Here is an 18,238-nt window from a genome sequence, read left to right on the forward strand (position 1 = left end):
AAACGGAACACGGCCATGAGCTTCGATATCGCTGTGATGCAGGCGTTCAACGGCATCAGTCTGTTCACCGTCCTGTTGCTCATGTCCCTGGGGCTTGCCATCGTGTTCGGCCTCATGGGTGTGATCAACATGGCGCACGGGGAGCTCATGGCCATGGGGGCCTATGCAACCTATCTCACGGCCAAGGTCTGCGAGCAGTTGTTGCCCGGATGGTGGGTGGGCATCTACCTGTTCATCGCAATACCGGTCGCGTTCGGCGTGACGTTTGCGGCGGGCTGGGCGATTGAGCGCGGACTGATCCGCTTTCTCTACAACCGTCCGCTCGACAAGCTGCTCGCCACCTGGGGTCTGAGCCTGATCCTGCAGCAGACCTACCGCAGCCTGTTCGGTGCGCAGGAGGTCAGCGTGCCGTTGCCCGGATGGCTGGCCGGGGCGTGGGAGCCCACGGACGGCATGCAGTTTCCGCTGAACCGGTTGTTCATCATCGCGCTGACCGCAGTCGTTGGACTTGCCGTGTATTGGCTGCTGTATCGGACGCGCTGGGGTCTGCGGGTGCGCTCGGTGATGCAGAACCGGCAGATGGCGTCTGCGGTGGGCATCAACACCGCGCGTGTCGATGCGCTCACGTTTGCGCTGGGCGCTGGCCTCGCCGGCATTGCGGGCAGCGTGTTCACGATGGTGGGATCGACCAATCCCGGAACCGGCCAGCTCTACATCGTGGACGCGTTCATCATCGTGGTGTTCGGCGGCGTGCAAAGCCTGCTCGGAACCGCGCTCTCGGGCTTCACGATTGCCGAGTCGCAGACGGTTCTTGAATATCTGATGAGTGGGTCGATGGCGCGCGTGAGCATCCTGGCGCTGGTCATCGTGGTGCTGTATTTCCGCCCGCAAGGTCTGTTTGCGCGGCGCACCCGGAGCTGAATCATGGGAACGCAAAAACTCAAACTGGAAGTCGTGGGTTCGCTGGTGCTGCTGGCGCTGCTGCTCACGGTCGTGCCGATGGCGCTTGATCCTTTCCGGCTCAACCTCATGTCCAAATATCTGGCCTTCGCGTTCGTCGCAATCGGGGTCGTGCTGACCTGGGGCTACGGCGGCATGTTGAGTCTGGGGCAGGGCATCTTCTTCGGGCTTGGCGGCTACATGCTTGCGATGTTTCTCAAACTCGAAGCCTCCGCGCCCGAACTGCCGGACTTCATGGTGTGGAGCAGCGTCGAGCAACTGCCGCTGTGGTGGGCACCATTCCAACATCTGGGCTGGACGCTGCTCTTCATCGCGGTGTTGCCCGCGGCACTCGCCTACCTGTTCTCGTACGCGGTGTTCAAGAAGCGTGTGAGCGGCGTGTACTTCTCCATCGTCACGCTGGCTCTCGCGCTCACCATGACGGTGCTGATCGTCGGTCAGCAGGGTGACACGGGCGGCGCGAACGGCATCACCGATTTCCGCACGCTGCTGCAGTGGCCGATCACGACCGAAGCGGCGCAGCGCACGCTCTACTTCGTGGAAGTGTTCGTGCTCGCGGGTGTGATGGGTGTCGCCTTGTTCGTGGCGCGCAGCCGCCTCGGCAAGGTGCTGATCGCGATTCGCGACCAGGAAGGCCGCGTGCGATTCAGCGGCTACAACACCGCACACATCAAGGCGGCGGTGTTCGCATTGGCGGCGTTCTTCTCGGCAATCGGCGGCGCGTTCTATGCGCTGCAGGTCGGGCTGATCGCGCCCAACGCCATCGGTGTCGTCGCATCGGTGGAGATGGTGATCTTCGCGGCGGTGGGCGGACGCCTGTCGATTGCAGGTGCCGTGCTGGGCGCGGTGCTGGTCGGCTTTCTGCGGTCGTGGCTCTCGGAAACCTTCCCGAAACCTGGCTGTACTTTCTGGGCGCACTGTTTCTCATCGTGGTGCTGGTGTTGCCGAACGGCCTGTTCGGGCTGCTGGACCGCTGGTGGATCGATCGCCGGAGAAAAAGCCCTGCGCCTGCGGTGCGCGCAATGGAGTTGAACACATGAATACCACCACCATGACATTGCAGCGAAATGCGCTTTCGATGGAGGCGCAGGCCTCGGCTTGCGTTGCTGCGACGACCGGAGAGTCCGCACGCAGGATGATCCTGGAAATCCGCGATCTGAGCGTGTCGTTCGACGGCTTCAAGGCCGTCGACAACCTGAACCTCAGTGTCGGCCAGCGCGAACTGCGCGTCGTGATCGGGCCGAACGGCGCGGGCAAGACCACGCTGCTCGACATGATCTGCGGAAAGACGCGCCCCACGTCGGGACAGATTCTGTTTGATGGGGAGGAGATGACGCGCCTCAGTGAGGACCGGATCGTCAAGGCCGGCATTGGCCGCAAGTTCCAGACGCCTTCGGTGTACGAGGATCTGACGGTTGCCGAGAACCTGGAAATCTCGCTGCCGCAAGGGCAGGGCGTGCTGGGTTCGCTGTGCTTTCGCCGCGATGCGCGCGCACGTGAGGCCATCGAAGCCGCGGCGCGCGAGGTGTTCTTGCTGGATGCGCTGGCGCACAAGGCCGGCCAACTCAGCCATGGGCAGAAGCAGTGGCTCGAAATCGGCATGTTGCTCACGCAGGAACCAAGGCTGCTGCTGCTTGACGAACCCGTCGCCGGAATGAGTCCGCGCGAGCGCGAACAGACGGCGGAGCTGCTCTCGCGCATCTCGGCTGGCAAATCGGTGATCGTGATCGAGCACGACATGGACTTCGTCAAACGCATCGCGCACAAGGTCACGGTGCTGCACCAGGGACGTTTGCTCAGCGAAGGTTCGGTCGAACAGGTGCAGTCCGATCCGCGCGTGATCGACGTGTATCTCGGACATTGAATCGCGCGTATCGGAGATTGAAAAATGCTTGAAGTCAACCAATTGCAGGTCGGTTATGGCGAGTCCGACGTGGTGCACCAGGTTTCGCTCCATGTGGCAGGTGGCGAGGCCGTGGCACTCATGGGTCGCAATGGCATGGGCAAGACCACCTTGCTCAAGGCGCTGATCGGCATGCTGCCGGCCAAGCGCGGGCAGATATCGCTTGATGGCGTGTCGCTCGCCGGGCTTCCGAGCCATCAGCGCGTGCACAGCGGCATGGCGTTCGTTCCGCAGGGGCGCATGATTTTTTCGCAGCTGACGGTCGAGGAAAACATTCTTGTCGCGATGGATCGCAAGGCGCAGGACTCAAGGCGTGTGCCTGACTACGTGCACGCAGCGTTTCCCGTGCTCGCAGAGATGCGTGATCGCAAGGGCGGCAATCTCTCGGGCGGTCAGCAGCAGATGCTCGCGATTGCGCGGGCACTGGTCACCAACCCGCGACTGCTGATCCTCGACGAGCCTACCGAGGGCATTCAGCCCTCGATCATCAAGGACATGGCGCGCATTCTGAACGTGCTCAGGCGCGAGCGGCAGTTCGCGATTCTGGTGTCCGAACAGGTGCTGAGCTTTGCGCTCGACCTCGCCGACCGGTTTCTTGTGATCGACCGGGGCCGCATCGTGCACGAGGAAGCACGCGCCACGCTCGATCAGGCCAAGGTCAGTGCCTTCCTGACCGTGTGATCCTGATTGCCAGTTCATCAACCCAACTCAATGGAGAACAGAAATGAGACACGGAGACATTTCAAGCAGTGCGGACGCCGTCGGCGTGGCCGTCGTCAACTACCAGATGCCTCGCCTGCACACCAGGGCCGAGGTGCTGGACAACGCGCGCAAGATCGCCGACATGGTGGTCGGCATGAAGCAGGGCCTGCCGGGCATGGATCTGGTGATCTTTCCCGAGTACTCCACGCATGGGATCATGTACGACCCCAAGGAGATGTACGAAACGGCCTCGACCGTGCCGGGTGACGAAACCGCGATCTTCGCCGAAGCCTGTCGCAAGGCCAAGGTCTGGGGCGTGTTCTCGCTCACCGGCGAGCGCCATGAGGAACACCCGAACAAGGCGCCTTACAACACGCTCATCCTGATGAATGATCAGGGCGAGATCGTGCAGAAGTACCGCAAGATCATGCCCTGGGTGCCGATCGAAGGCTGGTATCCCGGCAACTGCACTTACGTGAGCGAGGGTCCCAAGGGCCTCAAGATCAGCCTCATCATTTGCGACGATGGCAACTACCCCGAGATCTGGCGCGACTGCGCAATGAAGGGCGCGGAATTGATCATTCGTTGCCAGGGCTACATGTACCCCGCGAAGGACCAGCAGGTGATGGTATCCAAGGCCATGGCGTGGATGAATAACGTCTACGTGGCGGTCGCGAACGCGGCAGGCTTCGACGGTGTGTATTCCTACTTTGGTCATTCCGCAATCATCGGGTTCGATGGCCGCACGCTCGGTGAATGCGGCGAGGAAAACATGGGTGTTCAGTACGCAGAACTCTCCAAATTTCTGATCCGCGACGCACGCAAGAACGGACAGTCGCAAAACCATCTGTTCAAACTGCTGCATCGTGGTTACACCGGAAAGATGAATTCCGGAGAAGAAGCCAATGGGCTTGCGGCCTGCCCGTATGGTTTCTATGAAAAGTGGATCAATGATCCCGAGGGAACCCGGGAAATGGTCGAGTCGTTCACACGATCCACCGTCGGTACGCCTGAGTGTCCGATTGAAGGCATTCCGAACGAGCCTGCAAAGCACCGTTGATTTCCGGTTCGCGATGCCGGTGTGTCCTTGCAGTGGATTGGCATCGCGAATCGGTTTTTTTGCAGACCAATGGAGATGGGAAAGATGGAGATGGGAAAGCCCATGATCGAAGCTCTCGAAGAATACTGGATTGGACACGAGCCGTTCTACAACGAGGTCGACCGCGAGGTGGCCATGTTCGAGGCGGCCTATGCCTTGCGGCTGCCGCTGATGCTCAAGGGGCCGACCGGCTGCGGCAAGACACGGCTGGTGGAGCACATGGCCTGGAAGCTCGACAGGCCGCTCGTCACCGTGGCGTGCAACGAAGACATGACGGCGGCCGATCTCGTGGGGCGCTATCTTCTCGACGCCAACGGCACCACCTGGCATGACGGGCCGCTCACCATGGCGGTACGACATGGCGCGATCTGCTATCTCGACGAGGTGGTGGAAACGCGGCAGGACACCACGGTGGTGATCCATCCGCTGACCGACGCGCGCCGACAACTGCCGCTCGACAAGAAGGGGGAGTTGATTCAGGCACACCCGGATTTTCAACTCGTGGTGTCGTACAACCCGGGATACCAGAGTCACACCAAGGACCTGAAGCAATCGACGCGTCAGCGATTTCTGGCGCTGGATTTCAACTACCCTCCGGCAGATCTGGAGCGGCGGATCGTCGCCCATGAAGCAGGCATTGATTCCGCGCTTGCCGCACGCTTGGTGACGATTGGCGAGCAGTCGCGTGCCTTGGTCGAGCGCGGTCTCGAGGAGGGGATGTCCACACGCATGCTGATTCACGCCGGACGTTTGATCCGCCATGGCGTGGACGCCGTCGCGGCCTGCAATCTGGCGCTGGTTGTTCCTCTGAGCGACGAGCCCGATCTGCAACGTGCGTTGAAGAATCTGGTCGATGCGCATTTCTGAATCCACGGCGCTGTCGTCGAAGTCTCCGCGTGCCTGGGAGCGCATGCGCGCGCGGTGGCGTGTCGGCGATCTCGCACTGCTCGAACGCGCCGTTGCGCAGCAGGTCCACGCGCTTGCCGCACGCGTGCCCGAGCGCGACTGGCTTGCGCTTCTCGAACTGCTGGAAGCGCTGCATGCCGCGCAGCCGCTCGCGGCATTCGCGGTCGTCGAGCGGCTTGATGGATTGATGCGCAGATTGTCGGTCGAGGGATTGCGGCGCTGGATATTGACGGGCCTGCGTCTGCATGAGGGGGCGAACGGGCAGGCCCTCCAGCGTTATTTCGACCTGGACAGCGGCGATGCCGTCCAGGCCTTGCATCGCGAAGCGTCACTGGTGGATGTCTCCAGCCTGCTGCCCTCGCTGGGCTGGCTTGCACACCTGCTCGCGGGTGAGTCCATGGCGGTGCAGGTGCGGTCGCAAACCGTGCTGCACGCGGCAGCGCAGAGGCCGGTGCTGGAGCCTGAGCATGGCTTGTTCCTGCCCGACGGCTACACCGCGCTTGATGGCGCGGATTCCTGTGAACTGCTGCGCGCTGCCGTTGCGCATGCTGCGGCGCACTGGAAGCACTCGCCGCGCAAACTGCCCGGGCGTGGACTCAAGCCGATGGGTCATGCGGTCGTCGGTGCGCTGGAGGACGCGCGCGCCGAATGGTTGTTTGCGAACGAACTGCCGGGTGTGGGCCGCTGGTTTGCGCAGGCGTGGCCGGTTCAGGCGCGCGAGGAACGCCGCGACGATTTTGAAGGACTGCTCGCGCGGCTGCACTGGGCATTGGCGGACGAGGCTCATGAGGACCCGCATGCCTGGATCGTCAAGGCCCGCACAGCGTTTTCGCGGCTGCGCGACGACGGTCAGTTGAAAGGGCCCAACGCGCTGCGTCAGGCCGCCTCGGTGCTCGCCAACGATCTGGGACAGATGCGGTTGCGCATGAACTTGCAGACCTTCCATGTGCCTGCGGCCTACCGGGACGACAACAGTTTTCTCTGGGATCTGGGCGACAACGCGAATGACCCGCCGCCGGAAATTCAAAGCGACGTGCCGGTGCAGCAAACCGCACGCACGCCGCCCCCACAGTCCGGCGAAGATCGCGATGGCGTTGAAGCGCCACTGGTATGTGCGGGCGACCCGCTGCCGTTTTTCTACCCGAATGGGACTACCGCGCGGAGCGATTGCGCAGTGACTGGTGTACCGTATACGAGCGTTTGCCCTCGTGGGTGAGTCGGCGAACGCGCACTGGCGCGAGCCGCCATCGCGGCATGGAAAGTGGCGTGCCGCGCTACGCACCGACCGCAGTGTGCGCCTGCGCAGGCAGTGGCAAGGCGATGAGCTGGATCTCGATGCGGCCATCGAATGGCAGGTGGATCGTCGCTCGAGCCGCGATCCCGGTCAGCGCATTTTTCGTGATGCGGGCCGTGCATCTCCGGCACTGAGTCTGTTGGTGCTGGTGGACCTCTCGGAGTCCTGCAATGATTTGGTCGCAAACACCGATCTGCGCCTTCTCGATCTTCAAAAGCAGGCGCTGCGCCTGCTGGCCAAACGCCTTGACGGCAGCACGATGCGATTGGCGATTCATGGCTTTCATTCCGATACGCGCAAATCCATTTCGTACTTCAGGATGCTGGACTTTGGCGCGCGCCTGGATTCCGGGGGCGAGCGCGCGCTCCAAGGCCTGCGCGCGGCTTACTCGACGCGCCTCGGCGCTGCGTTGCGTCATGCGAGCGGCATGGTTGCGCACGAAACCAATGCCCGGCGCGTGATCGTCGTGTTGAGTGATGGTGAGCCTTCCGATATCGATGTGCATGATCGCGAGTATTTGCTTGAAGATGCGCGTCATGCAGTGCACGAAGCACGTCGAAATCGGGTTAATGTGGCGTCGCTGGTGGTCGGCGATACAGGTGCGGCATCGGCGCGCGCCATCTACGGCGCGGGTGCTTATGCGGTGGCGCGCAATCCTGCGGAATTGCCGGCGCGGCTGTTCGGCTTTCTGGAGCGACTTGCGCGGATGTGATCGTCGCGTAGGACTTGGGAAAACTGAGGATGCACAACTCTTGTTTTTCCGCCAAAGTTTGATTTGCGCATTAACCGAGGCAGTGAAAGGATGACTCAAGTGTCAAACAAGGACCCGCTACGAATCGGAGTGCTGTTCTCACAGACCGGCGCAACCTCGCGCATCGGGCGCTCGCAGTTGCAGGGTACGCTTTTGGGCATCGAGGAGGTCAACGATGCCGGTGGCGTGGATGGACGCGAAGTCGTTCCGGTGATCTATGACGCGCAGTCCGATCCGCGCGTATACGCGACGCTGGCCGAACGGCTGATTCTCGAAGACCGCGTCAATACCATCTTCGGCTGCTACATGTCGAGCAGCCGCAAGGCGGTGATTCCGATCATCGAGCGCTGGAACAAGCTGCTGTTCTACCCGACCTTGTACGAAGGCTTCGAGTTCTCCAACAATCTCATCTACACGGGCGCGGCACCGAACCAGAACAGTGTGCAACTGGCCGAGTACATGACGGCCAACTTCGGCGCGCGGGCCTATCTCATCGGATCGGACTACATCTATCCGTGGGAGTCCAACCGCATCATGAAGGAGTTGATCCAGCAGCGGCCGAACAGCGAACTGCTCGGTGAACGCTACGTGAAGCTGGACGCCACGGAAATCGATTTCGAGCCCATCCTCATGGACATCAAGGCGCGGCAGCCCGACTTCATCTTTTCCACCATCGTGGGCGATTCCACCGCGAGCCTTTACCAGGCCTATGCCAACGCGGGGCTGGACCCGACGCGCATGCCGATTGCCAGCCTGACCACCTCCGAGGCCGAAATCTCGCAGATGCTGCCTGGCGCGGCGGCCGGTCATTTCACGGCGGCGCCGTATTTCCAGTCGATCCGCTCGGATGTAAACCAGCGATGCCTTGAGCGCTTTCGCCGTCGGTTCGGGCATGGCTGCATGCCCAATCTGTGCTGGGAGGCCGCGTATTTTCAGATCCACCTGTTTGCCAACGCGTTCCGGTTGGCCGGCAGCGACGAGATCAACCTGCTCCTGCCGCATCTGCTCGGAAGTGAATTCACTGCGCCGCAGGGTAGGGTGCGCATCGACGAACGCAATCACCATACCTGCCTTTACCCGCGAGTGGGACGGGTGGACGTGAACGGGCAATTCGTCATCATGCGCGAGGCCACGCGTGCCGTGCATCCCGATCCTTATCTGGTCACGCACTCACTCGGCGACTGGACGGTGAAACTGCCCAACCTCATCAACGATGCACAGGAGGGCCCGTAAGGTGGACATACCTGTTCGTCGCCGCCCTGCGAATTCGGCCTTGCTGGGTGACCTGCGATCACTGCGCGTGGCGGTGCTGCATCCTGACGATTCGGATGGCCTGCATCTGATTCAGCAGTTGCAGCGCATTGGTTGCCATACGCAGGGATTCTGGCCGCCACCGCTCGCCTTGCCCGACTCCATCGATGTGGTGTTCGTGGCGGTGCGTCCCGACATCATTCACCACGACATGACATGGCGCACGCCGGACATGCGGGCCGCGCTGATCGCCATCGTCACCTACGAAAACCCGACGATTGTGCAGACCGTGTTGGAACTCGGAGCGCATGCGGTCATGCCGTCGCCGGTGCGTTCGTTCGGCGTGTTGTCGACCCTCGTGGTGGCGCGCGACGTGCAGCATGCACTGACCGGCCAGATCAAACAGATCCGCAAACTCGAGGCGCGACTGCTCGGGCAGCGCAGACTCACCGATGCCAAGGCGGTGCTGATGCAGACGCGGGGAATTTCGGAGGACGCGGCGTATGAGCTGATCCGCGCACAGGCCATGGCCAAACGCATGTCGATGGACGAGATCGCCACGGCCATCATCAACGCCAATGAAATCCTCAACCTCGGGAAAACCTGAATTCCATTCGACGACTTGAGTCAGGCAGACGTAAGAGCGACATTCGATATTATGAACATCAGGCCATGCTGGAAGATATGGGTTGCGCATCGCGCACGCACGTACACATTCACCATCGCCCCCAGTCAATTTACTCAGGAGACAAACCTATGAGCGCGATCGAATCCGTGCTGGTGGAAAATCGTGTGTTCCCACCCGCCGATCATTTTGTGAAGGCAGCCCACGTGTCCGGCATGGCAGGCTATCAGGCACTTTGCGATGAGGCAGAGAAGGATTTCGAAGGTTTCTGGGCGCGCCTTGCACGCGAGAACGTTCAGTGGACCAAGCCGTTCACGCAGACGCTCGATGGCTCGAATGCGCCGTTCTTCCAATGGTTTGCCGATGGCGAGCTCAACGCGAGCGCCAACTGCCTGGACCGGCACATCGGCACCGCGAACGAGAACAAGACGGCCATCATTTTTGAAGCCGATGACGGCACGGTCACCAAGGTCAGCTTCAAGGAACTGCTGGCGCGCGTGAGCCAGTTCGCGAATGCGCTCAAGGCGCATGGCATCAAGAAGGGTGATCGCGTCCTGATCTACATGCCCATGACCATCGAAGGCGTGGTCGCCATGCAGGCCTGCGCGCGCATCGGTGCGACGCACAGCGTGGTGTTCGGCGGTTTCTCGGCCAAGGCGGTGAACGAGCGCATCGTGGACGTGGGCGCGGTCGCTGTGGTGACCGCCAACTTCCAGTTGCGCGGCGGCAAGGAGTTGCCGCTCAAGGCCGTCGTGGACGAGGCCATCGACGCCGGTGGTTGCGAAGGCGTGAAGAACGTCTTCGTGTTCGAGCGCACCAAGACCGCATGCAACATGGTCGCCGGACGCGACAAGACCTTTGACGAAGCCCTCGCGGCCAGAGCAGCGAATGCGAGCCGGTGCCGGTGGGCGCCGAGCATCCGCTGTTCATCCTCTACACCAGCGGCTCGACGGGCAAGCCCAAGGGCGTGCAGCATTCCACCGGTGGCTATCTGCTCTGGGCCAAGGTCACGATGGATTGGACCTTCGACGCCAAGCCCGACGATGTGTTCTGGTGCACGGCCGACATCGGCTGGATCACGGGTCACACCTACGTGTGCTATGGCCCGCTCGCCGCTGGCATCACGCAGGTGGTGTTCGAGGGCATTCCGACGTTCCCGCACGCGGGCCGCTTCTGGGAGATGATCGAGCGCCACAAGGTCACCACCTTCTACACCGCGCCGACGGCGATCCGCTCGCTCATCAAGGCGGCGGATTCCGACGAAAAGGTGCATCCCAAGAACTGGGACAAATCATCGCTGCGCATTCTGGGCAGCGTCGGCGAGCCCATCAATCCCGAAGCCTGGATGTGGTACTACCGCCATGTGGGCGAGGAGCGCTGCCCCATCGTCGATACCTTCTGGCAGACCGAGACCGGTGGCCACGTCATCACGCCGCTGCCGGGCGCGACACCGCTGGTGCCGGGCTCGTGCACGCTGCCGCTGCCGGGCATTACCGCCGCCATCGTCGATGAATCTGGGAACGACATGCCCAACGGCTCGGGCGGCATTCTGGTGATCAAGAAACCCTGGCCATCGATGATCCGCACGATCTGGAACGACCCGAGCGCTTCAAGAAGAGCTACTTCCCGAGGAACTCAAGGGCTACTACCTCGCCGGTGACGGCGCGGTGCGCAGTGAAGATCGCGGCTACTTCCGGATCACGGGCCGCATCGACGACGTGCTGAACGTCTCGGGCCACCGCATGGGCACGATGGAAATCGAATCGGCCCTGGTCGCCAAGACCGATCTCGTGGCAGAGGCCGCCGTGGTCGGCCGTCCCGACGATGTGACCGGCGAAGCGATCTGCGCATTCGTGGTGCTCAAGCGTGGCCGCCCGACCGGCGACGAGGCCAAGGCCATCGCCACCGAACTGCGCAACTGGGTCGCCAAGGAAATCGGCCCGATTGCCAAGCCCAAGGACATCCGCTTCGGCGACAACCTGCCCAAGACCCGCAGCGGCAAGATCATGCGCCGCCTACTGCGCTCCCTCGCCAAGGGCGAAGCCATCACCCAGGACACCAGCACGCTGGAGAACCCCGCAATTCTGGATCAGTTGGCGGAGACCAACTGATCCAGAGCGCCGCGAAGCGGCGCATGCGCAAGGCGCATTGCGGGGTTCGGGAAGCACTCATATCGCGCAGCGATGTGACGTGCTTACCAGAATCCTCTTCCTTGCAGATCAGTTGGCGGAGACCAACTGATCCAGAGCGCCGCGAAGCGGCGCATGTGCAGGGCGCAATCGCGGGGTTCGGGAAGCACTCATATCGCGCAGCGATGTGACGTGCTTACCAGAATCATCTTTCTTGCAGATCAGTTGGCGGAGACCAACTGATCCAGAGCGCCGCGAAGCGGCGCATGTGCAGGGCGCAATCGCGCGCAAATGCTCTCGAAAAGACCGGTTCCCGTCAGGCAATCGGTCTTTTCTGCTTTTCTTTCCCTCCCACCCGGTTTGTATGTCTTTGTCAAAGACCTGTAGGACTTCGCCTTAAAACTCCCCGGTTTGCGTGACTGGCGGTTGGCTTCGGATACAAACAAGCTTTTCCACCATCACCTCTGTCTCTGTCGGTGCGCCGCTTTGCGGCGTTGAGGGAGTCTGTCAATCATGAATTTGAGAACCATTTTTCTGCTACTGATCGCCATCGTCATTGCTCTTTTGGCGGTGCTGAACTGGAACACGCTAATGACCTCCACGACGGTGTCGCTGGGCGTGACCGACATCGTCGCTCCGCTGGGTGCCATCATGCTGGGGTTGACCGTGCTGCTGTGCGTGTTCTTCCTGGCCTATGTGCTGTCTCTGCACGGCTCCGTGTTGATGGAAACGCGTCGCCACGTCAAGGAAATGGCGGCTCAGCGCGATTTGGCCGACAAGGCGGAGCTTTCGCGCTTCACCGAACTGCGCCAGTTCCTGGAAACGCAGCAGCGCCAGTCGCAGGATCTGTTCAACGCGCGCATGGACGCGATGGAAGCCCGCGTGACCGCACGCACGGCCGAGGCCGAGAATGTGACGGCGGCCTTCATGGGCCAGCTTGAAGACCAATTGCGTTTGCGAGGTTCGTCCCGGCCGCGACTTCGGTGCGCGCGACCGGTGTGGATCTGGATGTGGGGCGTTCAAGCCCTCCGGTGACCGCTTCTGAAATCAGGGCACGCGATACAAGGCAAAAACGCCGCGCTGCAGAAAATGGCAGCGCGGCGTTTTGCTTGGGCGGGCAACCGGGGATGCCCGGTGTATTACTTCAGCGTCAGTACCCACTCGGCCAGCTTCTTGGCTTCGGCGTCGTTCACCTGGGCGTTGGCGGGCATGGGGACCGGACCCCACACGCCCGAGCCGCCCTTGACGATCTTGCCGGCCAGGGTATCCACGGCACCGGCCTTGCCCGCGTACTTGCCCGCCACGTCCTTGAACGAAGGCCCCACGAGCTTCTTGTCGACCGCGTGGCAGGCCATGCAGTTCTTGGCCGTGGCAAGCGCCTGGTCGGCGAAGGCGGGAGCTGCCACCGCGAGGGTCATGGCGAGAGTGATCAGGGTGCGCTTCATCTTCTATTCCTATCTTCCGTGGGTTACAGTTACAGCTAATTAATGCGATTGTAGTGATCGGGGTTGACCTGATTCGATGAACCGGTTCAAGAATTTCGGGTCAATGCGTCCGGTGTGTCGGCCTGCCGGACCACAATCCGTTGCAAAGAATCATGCCAACAAGGTTTTGGAGGAAACGCCGTGTACACATTGGGTCTGGGAATTCTGCTGGTCCTGCTCAAGTATCTCGAAGTCAGCCCGGTGGTCAACTGGTCGTGGTGGGCGGTGCTTTCCCCGTTTGCCGTCACGGCCCTGTGGTGGGTGTGGGCCGATGCGTCCGGGCACACGAAGCGCAAGGCCATGGAAAAGATGGACAAGCGCCGTCAGGATCGCATCGACCGTGCCAAAAATGCCATGGGCCGCAACGACCGTCGCTGAATTTTCGCCGCGTGCCGATGGCATGAACGAATGAATGAATGAAACATGGGTGGATGCTGAGGCTATTTCGGGACGCTGTGGGTATCGCGCGCGTAAAGCCTGGGCAAACCTTTCGCCAGCCCCGGATTGTTGGCATGTCCTGTCATGAAAGCACGGCTGCGAGATAATCGCCATGTTCCGTCCTGATCGCTTTTGCTGGAGCCCACAAGGCCTCCCGATGGAGTGATTGGCGCCTATGACCCGGTTTACCCTGCGGGCCCACTCAACTTTTTTGATAAATTGGCTGTTGACGCAGAGCCGCTAAGAAAAAGTTTTTCCTCGTTTCTTCTCCAGTAACCACGATGCCCGCATACCGTTCCAAAACCTCCACCGCCGGTCGCAACATGGCTGGCGCCCGCTCGCTGTGGCGAGCCACCGGCATGAAGGATGACGACTTCTCCAAGCCGATCATCGCGGTGGTCAATTCGTTCACGCAATTCGTGCCCGGCCACGTTCACCTGAAGGACCTCGGGCAGCTCGTCGCGCGCGAGATCGAGGCAGCCGGCGGCGTTGCCAAGGAGTTCAACACCATCGCCGTGGACGACGGCATCGCCATGGGCCACGACGGCATGCTGTATTCGCTGCCCAGCCGCGAGGTGATTGCCGACTCGGTCGAGTACATGGTGAATGCGCATTGCGCCGATGCGATGGTCTGCATCTCGAACTGCGACAAGATCACGCCCGGCATGCTCATGGCGGCGATGCGTCTGAACATTCCGGTGGTGTTCGTCTCCGGTGGCCCGATGGAAGCGGGCAAGGTACGTCTGGCCGTGCCCGCAGCCGATGGCACGAAGACCATACAGATCAAGAAGCTCGACCTGGTCGACGCCATGGTGATGGCCGCCGACGACAAGGTCAGCGATGCCGAAATAGCCGAAGTCGAACGCTCGGCGTGCCCGACCTGCGGCTCGTGTTCGGGCATGTTCACCGCCAATTCCATGAACTGCCTGGCCGAGGCGCTGGGCCTCGCGCTGCCGGGCAACGGCACGGTGGTGGCAACGCACGCCGACCGCGAGCAGCTCTTCAAGCGCGCGGGCCGTCTGGCGGTGGAGCTGTGCAAGCGCTACTACGAACAGGAAGACGCATCGGTCCTGCCGCGCGCGGTGGGCTTCAAGGCCTTTGAAAACGCGATGACGCTCGACATCGCGATGGGCGGTTCCACCAACACCATCCTGCACCTGCTCGCGATTGCGCAGGAGGCCGGTATCGACTTCACGATGAGGGACATCGACCGCCTTTCGCGCACCGTGCCCCAACTCTGCAAGGTGGCGCCCAACACCAACAAGTACCACATCGAAGACGTGCACCGCGCGGGCGGCATCATGGCCATTCTTGGTGAACTCGACCGCGCGGGCAAGCTGCACACCGACGTGCCCACCGTGCACGCCAGGACCATGAAGGATGCGCTCGCGCAGTGGGACATCACGCAGACCAGCGACGACGCCGTGAAGACCTTCTACATGGCCGGCCCCGCAGGCATTCCGACGCAGGTCGCATTCAGCCAGAACACGCGCTGGCCGAGCCTCGATCTGGATCGCGCCGAAGGCTGCATCCGCTCCTACGACCACGCGTTCTCCAAAGAGGGCGGTCTGGCGGTGCTCACCGGCAACATCGCGCTCAACGGCTGCGTGGTGAAGACGGCGGGCGTGGACGACTCGATCCTGGTGTTCGAAGGCCCGGCCCACGTTGTCGAGTCGCAGGACGAAGCGGTCGAGAACATTCTTGCCGACAAGGTGGTTGCGGGCGACGTGGTCGTCGTGCGCTACGAAGGCCCCAAGGGCGGCCCCGGCATGCAGGAAATGCTGTATCCCACCAGCTACATCAAGTCCAAGGGCCTGGGCAAGGCATGCGCGCTGCTGACCGATGGTCGCTTTTCGGGCGGCACCTCGGGCCTGTCGATCGGCCACTGCTCGCCCGAGGCCGCAGCCGGTGGAGCGATTGGTCTGGTGAGGAACGGCGACCGCATCCGCATCGACATTCCCAATCGCACCATCGACGTACTGGTCAGCGACGAAGAACTCGCCAGGCGCCGCGAAGAGCAGGCAGCACTGGGCTGGAAACCCACCAAGCCGCGTCCACGCAAGGTGTCCACGGCGCTCAAGGCCTATGCCATGCTGGTGACTTCTGCCGACAAGGGCGCGGTGCGCGACGTGTCGCTGCTGGATTGAAGCGCCCCGTGGGTGGTGTGAACAGGGCCGGAGTGGTCCTGTTCATCGCTCCTCACTCCCACTTCATCTCGCCTTTGGCGACCTTGGCGCTGAGTTCCAGCGAGGCCTCGCCGCCGAGATTCGGGAAGCGCTTCTTCATCGCCTCGATCAACTGCGTCGAATTGGCGGCCCTGGCGCTTTCCTGCTCGAAGGCGCGGATGTAGTCGGCAGTGAAATTCACGGCCGCGATGCCTTGCGGCATCGTGCCCACGAAATGTCCGGGCACGACGGCTGCGGGTTGCAATGCCCGGATGCGATCCAGCGTTGCCAGCCAGTGCTTGCGCGACTCGGGGGATTGTGTGTCCGCCATCCATACGTGCTCGCCCGCCATCACCGGCACGCCGCCCACCACCGTCTTGATCGATGGAATCCAGGCAAATGTGCGGGCCGGCGTCGGGCCATCGAGCCCGATCACCTTGATGCTTTCGCCTTCGAGCATCAGCGTGTCGCCCTTCAAGGGCTCGGGCACGATGATTTGCCGGGGGCGTTCGCGCCCAGCTTAGGGCCCCAGACCTGCAGCTTGGCGTCCCTGGTTTTCTCTATATGGGCGATGGTGCCGGGCGTGGCGACGATTCTTGCGTCCGGAAACGCGGCGCGCAGGGTGTCGAGCCCGAAGTAGTAGTCCGGGTCGCCATGGCTGACGTAGATGGTGGTGAGACGCCTGCCAGACGCCTTGATGCGGTCGGCCAGATGCCGTGCCTGCTCGGCGGAGAACTGGGCGTCAATCAGCACGGCGTCCTTTTGACCGAGCACCAGCACGGAACTCACGGCAAAGATGGCCTTTTCGCCGGGGTTGAATACCTCGGTTGCAAGCGGCTGGCGAACCGGCTGAACTTCGGCGGCGGCCTTGTTGGCCGTGCCGGAGTTGACGGTGGAGCAGGCGGCCAAAGCCGCGGCGATGGCGAGTGCACCGGTGGTTTGCGCGAAGCGGGAAATGTTCATAACGTCACCTTCGGGGAAAACCTGAATCGTAGGCCGACTTGATTGACAGATAAATACATACGAGATAAACAGCTTGTATGCCAAAAGCAAACAATCTCGAATCGAGCCACACCGGCGGTTTCGCAAGCCTGAATCGGTTGGCCTATTTCGCCGCCGTGGTCGAGGCGGGCTCGTTCACGGGGCGGCGGATCGACTCGGGATCACCAAGGCGGTCGTCAGTCAGCAGGTGGCGAGGCTGGAGCGCGAGTTCCGCACGACGCTGCTGATACGCAGTACGCGGCGCTTGCAGGTAACCGAGGCGGGCAACGCGTTCTACGCGCGCTGCGCGCGTATCCTCAAGGAGGCCGAGGACGCGTTTGACGAATTGGCGGAAACGGCCGCAGAGCCCAGCGGCGTACTGCGCCTCACGGCCCCGTTCGACTATGGCATCGAGGTCGTCGTCCCGGCGATTGCCGCGTTTTCCACGCTGTATCCGCAATGCAAGGTGCAGGCACACTTCAACGACAGGACGCTGGACTTGCAGTCCGGCGATCTAGACATGGCGATCCGCGTGGGCTGGCTGACGCAGGACCATCTCCAGGCGCGCTTGATCGGCCATTTCGAGCAGCGGCTGGTTGCGGCACCGCATTGGCTGGATCGGCAAATGCGGATGGAGTCGCCCGACGAGCTTGCCGACATGCCGATCATTGCCAACCTGGCCCTGCGTGAGCCCACAAGGTGGCATTTCCTGTCTCGTGATGGGGCGGAGTCAATCGGCGTGACGATGAAGGCATCGCTGCTGCTGGATGCGACGCTTGCGGTGCGCGAAGCCTCGCTCTCGGGCGCCGGGCTGTGCGTTCTGCCGGACTACGTGATTCGCGCCGATCTTGCCGAAGGCCGTCTGGTCGAGGTGCTGCCTGATTGGCACCTGCCGCGCGGCGATATCCATGCGGTGTTCCCGACCGCGCGCTTTCGGCCCGCAAAGGTGCGGGCGTTTGTGGAGGTGCTCGGCCGTAAGGTCGAGGGCTGAAGCCAGCGCATCACGCGCTGACCGATCCTGACGACTGGGTCTGCAGATAGTTCTGCAGGCCTATCTGCGCGATCAGGCCGAGTTGCTTTTCGAGCCAGTAGGCATGGTCTTCCTCGGTATCGCGCAACTGGGCGAGCAGGATGTCGCGGCTCACGTAGTCCTGATGCTCTTCGCACAGCGCCATGGCGGCCTTGAGGTTGCCGCGCACGGTGTATTCGGTTTCCAGATCCTTCTCGATCATCTCGACCACGGTGGTACCGGGCTCGAACGCATCGGGGCGCATGTCGGGCGTGCCCGAGAGCATCAGGATGCGACGCAGGATCGCGTCGGCGTGCGCGGTTTCCTCTTCCATCTCGTGACCAATGCGCTCATACAGCCGCACAAAGCCCTGATCTTCATACTGGCGCGAATGGATGAAGTACTGGTCGCGCGCCGCGAGTTCGCCGCGCAGCAGGCTCTTCAGGCTTTCGATGACTTCGGGGTGGCCTTGCATGATGAACTGTTCTTTCTTTTCTGATTTCCGGGATGCCTGATTGTCCCGTGCATTGGCGCAAGCGTG

At 62.1% G+C, this 18,238-nt stretch carries 16 protein-coding genes and 2 pseudogenes; 15 read left to right on the forward strand and 3 right to left on the reverse strand.

Going from position 1 to position 18,238, the window contains the following annotated elements; translation table 11 throughout:
- Positions 1 to 15: 15 nt before the first annotated feature.
- The 12 genes and pseudogenes from urtB to H9K75_RS20375 all read left to right on the forward strand — a co-directional run bounded on the left by urtB (position 16) and on the right by H9K75_RS20375 (position 12,655).
- Complete coding sequence (gene urtB, locus H9K75_RS20320) at positions 16 to 921, forward strand: urea ABC transporter permease subunit UrtB (protein ID WP_187723887.1); 906 nt, start codon at positions 16 to 18, stop codon at positions 919 to 921.
- Between the two features lie 3 nt (positions 922 to 924).
- Positions 925 to 1,992 carry an urea ABC transporter permease subunit UrtC gene (gene urtC, locus H9K75_RS20325; protein WP_226858330.1) on the forward strand — a complete coding sequence of 356 codons (1,068 nt, stop codon included), beginning with the start codon at positions 925 to 927 and terminating at the stop codon, positions 1,990 to 1,992.
- Positions 1,993 to 2,095: 103 nt separating this feature from the next.
- Complete coding sequence (gene urtD / locus H9K75_RS20330) at positions 2,096 to 2,824, forward strand: urea ABC transporter ATP-binding protein UrtD (protein ID WP_187726125.1); 729 nt, start codon at positions 2,096 to 2,098, stop codon at positions 2,822 to 2,824.
- A gap of 24 nt (positions 2,825 to 2,848) precedes the next feature.
- Positions 2,849 to 3,544, forward strand: coding sequence for an urea ABC transporter ATP-binding subunit UrtE (gene urtE, locus H9K75_RS20335; RefSeq protein WP_187723888.1), 696 nt, complete (start codon positions 2,849 to 2,851; stop codon positions 3,542 to 3,544).
- A 43-nt stretch (positions 3,545 to 3,587) separates the two neighbouring features.
- Positions 3,588 to 4,625 carry an aliphatic amidase gene (locus tag H9K75_RS20340; RefSeq protein WP_187723889.1) on the forward strand — a complete coding sequence of 346 codons (1,038 nt, stop codon included), beginning with the start codon at positions 3,588 to 3,590 and terminating at the stop codon, positions 4,623 to 4,625.
- A 102-nt stretch (positions 4,626 to 4,727) separates the two neighbouring features.
- Positions 4,728 to 5,531 (forward strand): CbbQ/NirQ/NorQ/GpvN family protein, encoded by an 804-nt coding sequence (locus tag H9K75_RS20345; RefSeq protein WP_187723890.1) that lies wholly within the window; start codon positions 4,728 to 4,730, stop codon positions 5,529 to 5,531.
- Positions 5,518 to 6,786 (forward strand): hypothetical protein, encoded by a 1,269-nt coding sequence (locus H9K75_RS20350; protein ID WP_187723891.1) that lies wholly within the window; start codon positions 5,518 to 5,520, stop codon positions 6,784 to 6,786. Before H9K75_RS20345 ends, H9K75_RS20350 begins: the two co-directional genes overlap by 14 nt.
- Positions 6,752 to 7,576 carry a nitric oxide reductase activation protein NorD gene (locus H9K75_RS20355; protein WP_187723892.1) on the forward strand — a complete coding sequence of 275 codons (825 nt, stop codon included), beginning with the start codon at positions 6,752 to 6,754 and terminating at the stop codon, positions 7,574 to 7,576. The genes H9K75_RS20350 and H9K75_RS20355 overlap by 35 nt, the downstream gene beginning before the upstream one ends.
- A 90-nt stretch (positions 7,577 to 7,666) precedes the next feature.
- Positions 7,667 to 8,848 carry a transporter substrate-binding domain-containing protein gene (locus H9K75_RS20360; RefSeq protein ID WP_187723893.1) on the forward strand — a complete coding sequence of 394 codons (1,182 nt, stop codon included), beginning with the start codon at positions 7,667 to 7,669 and terminating at the stop codon, positions 8,846 to 8,848.
- A gap of 1 nt (position 8,849) precedes the next feature.
- A complete protein-coding gene (locus tag H9K75_RS20365) occupies positions 8,850 to 9,473 on the forward strand; it encodes an ANTAR domain-containing response regulator (protein WP_226858331.1) in 624 nt (207 codons plus the stop codon).
- Positions 9,474 to 9,622: 149 nt separating this feature from the next.
- Positions 9,623 to 11,602 (forward strand): annotated as a pseudogene (gene acs, locus H9K75_RS20370) (acetate--CoA ligase).
- Between the two features lie 531 nt (positions 11,603 to 12,133).
- The gene (locus H9K75_RS20375; RefSeq protein WP_226858332.1) at positions 12,134 to 12,655 is read left to right on the forward strand and encodes a LapA family protein; all 522 of its coding nucleotides are present in this window, start codon (positions 12,134 to 12,136) and stop codon (positions 12,653 to 12,655) included.
- A gap of 104 nt (positions 12,656 to 12,759) precedes the next feature.
- On the opposite strand, the gene H9K75_RS20380 is transcribed toward H9K75_RS20375, so the two are convergent.
- Positions 12,760 to 13,065, reverse strand: a complete 306-nt coding sequence (locus tag H9K75_RS20380) for a c-type cytochrome (RefSeq protein WP_187723895.1) — start codon at positions 13,063 to 13,065, stop codon at positions 12,760 to 12,762.
- Between the two features lie 180 nt (positions 13,066 to 13,245).
- Between H9K75_RS20380 and H9K75_RS20385 the strand changes: the two genes are divergently transcribed.
- Positions 13,246 to 13,482 carry a TIGR04438 family Trp-rich protein gene (locus H9K75_RS20385; protein ID WP_187723896.1) on the forward strand — a complete coding sequence of 79 codons (237 nt, stop codon included), beginning with the start codon at positions 13,246 to 13,248 and terminating at the stop codon, positions 13,480 to 13,482.
- Positions 13,483 to 13,823: 341 nt separating this feature from the next.
- Positions 13,824 to 15,689, forward strand: a complete 1,866-nt coding sequence (gene ilvD / locus H9K75_RS20390) for a dihydroxy-acid dehydratase (protein ID WP_187723897.1) — start codon at positions 13,824 to 13,826, stop codon at positions 15,687 to 15,689.
- 52 nt (positions 15,690 to 15,741) lie between these two features.
- Here the strand turns inward: ilvD and H9K75_RS20395 are convergent.
- A pseudogene (locus H9K75_RS20395) lies at positions 15,742 to 16,670 on the reverse strand (MBL fold metallo-hydrolase).
- A gap of 226 nt (positions 16,671 to 16,896) precedes the next feature.
- Here H9K75_RS20395 and H9K75_RS20400 point away from each other — a divergent pair.
- The gene (locus H9K75_RS20400; protein WP_404826370.1) at positions 16,897 to 17,679 is read left to right on the forward strand and encodes a LysR family transcriptional regulator; all 783 of its coding nucleotides are present in this window, start codon (positions 16,897 to 16,899) and stop codon (positions 17,677 to 17,679) included.
- 10 nt (positions 17,680 to 17,689) lie between these two features.
- On the opposite strand, the gene bfr is transcribed toward H9K75_RS20400, so the two are convergent.
- Positions 17,690 to 18,172, reverse strand: coding sequence for a bacterioferritin (bfr, locus tag H9K75_RS20405; protein ID WP_187723898.1), 483 nt, complete (start codon positions 18,170 to 18,172; stop codon positions 17,690 to 17,692).
- Between the last annotated feature and the right edge of the window lie 66 nt (positions 18,173 to 18,238).

Source organism: Diaphorobacter aerolatus, assembly GCF_014489535.1.
Lineage (GTDB): Bacteria > Pseudomonadota > Gammaproteobacteria > Burkholderiales > Burkholderiaceae_C > Diaphorobacter_A > Diaphorobacter_A aerolatus.

Bases quoted from the DNA above. Each gene is read 5' to 3' on its own strand.
- urtB (WP_187723887.1), top strand. From the start codon at position 16: ATGAGCTTCGATATCGCTGTGATGCAGGCGTTCAACGGCATCAGTCTG.
- urtC (WP_226858330.1), top strand. From the start codon at position 925: ATGGGAACGCAAAAACTCAAACTGGAAGTCGTGGGTTCGCTGGTGCTG.
- urtD (WP_187726125.1), top strand. From the start codon at position 2,096: ATGATCCTGGAAATCCGCGATCTGAGCGTGTCGTTCGACGGCTTCAAG.
- urtE (WP_187723888.1), top strand. From the start codon at position 2,849: ATGCTTGAAGTCAACCAATTGCAGGTCGGTTATGGCGAGTCCGACGTG.
- H9K75_RS20340 (WP_187723889.1), top strand. From the start codon at position 3,588: ATGAGACACGGAGACATTTCAAGCAGTGCGGACGCCGTCGGCGTGGCC.
- H9K75_RS20345 (WP_187723890.1), top strand. From the start codon at position 4,728: ATGATCGAAGCTCTCGAAGAATACTGGATTGGACACGAGCCGTTCTAC.
- H9K75_RS20350 (WP_187723891.1), top strand. From the start codon at position 5,518: ATGCGCATTTCTGAATCCACGGCGCTGTCGTCGAAGTCTCCGCGTGCC.
- H9K75_RS20360 (WP_187723893.1), top strand. From the start codon at position 7,667: ATGACTCAAGTGTCAAACAAGGACCCGCTACGAATCGGAGTGCTGTTC.
- H9K75_RS20375 (WP_226858332.1), top strand. From the start codon at position 12,134: ATGAATTTGAGAACCATTTTTCTGCTACTGATCGCCATCGTCATTGCT.
- H9K75_RS20380 (WP_187723895.1), bottom strand. From the start codon at position 13,065: ATGAAGCGCACCCTGATCACTCTCGCCATGACCCTCGCGGTGGCAGCT.
- ilvD (WP_187723897.1), top strand. From the start codon at position 13,824: ATGCCCGCATACCGTTCCAAAACCTCCACCGCCGGTCGCAACATGGCT.
- bfr (WP_187723898.1), bottom strand. From the start codon at position 18,172: ATGCAAGGCCACCCCGAAGTCATCGAAAGCCTGAAGAGCCTGCTGCGC.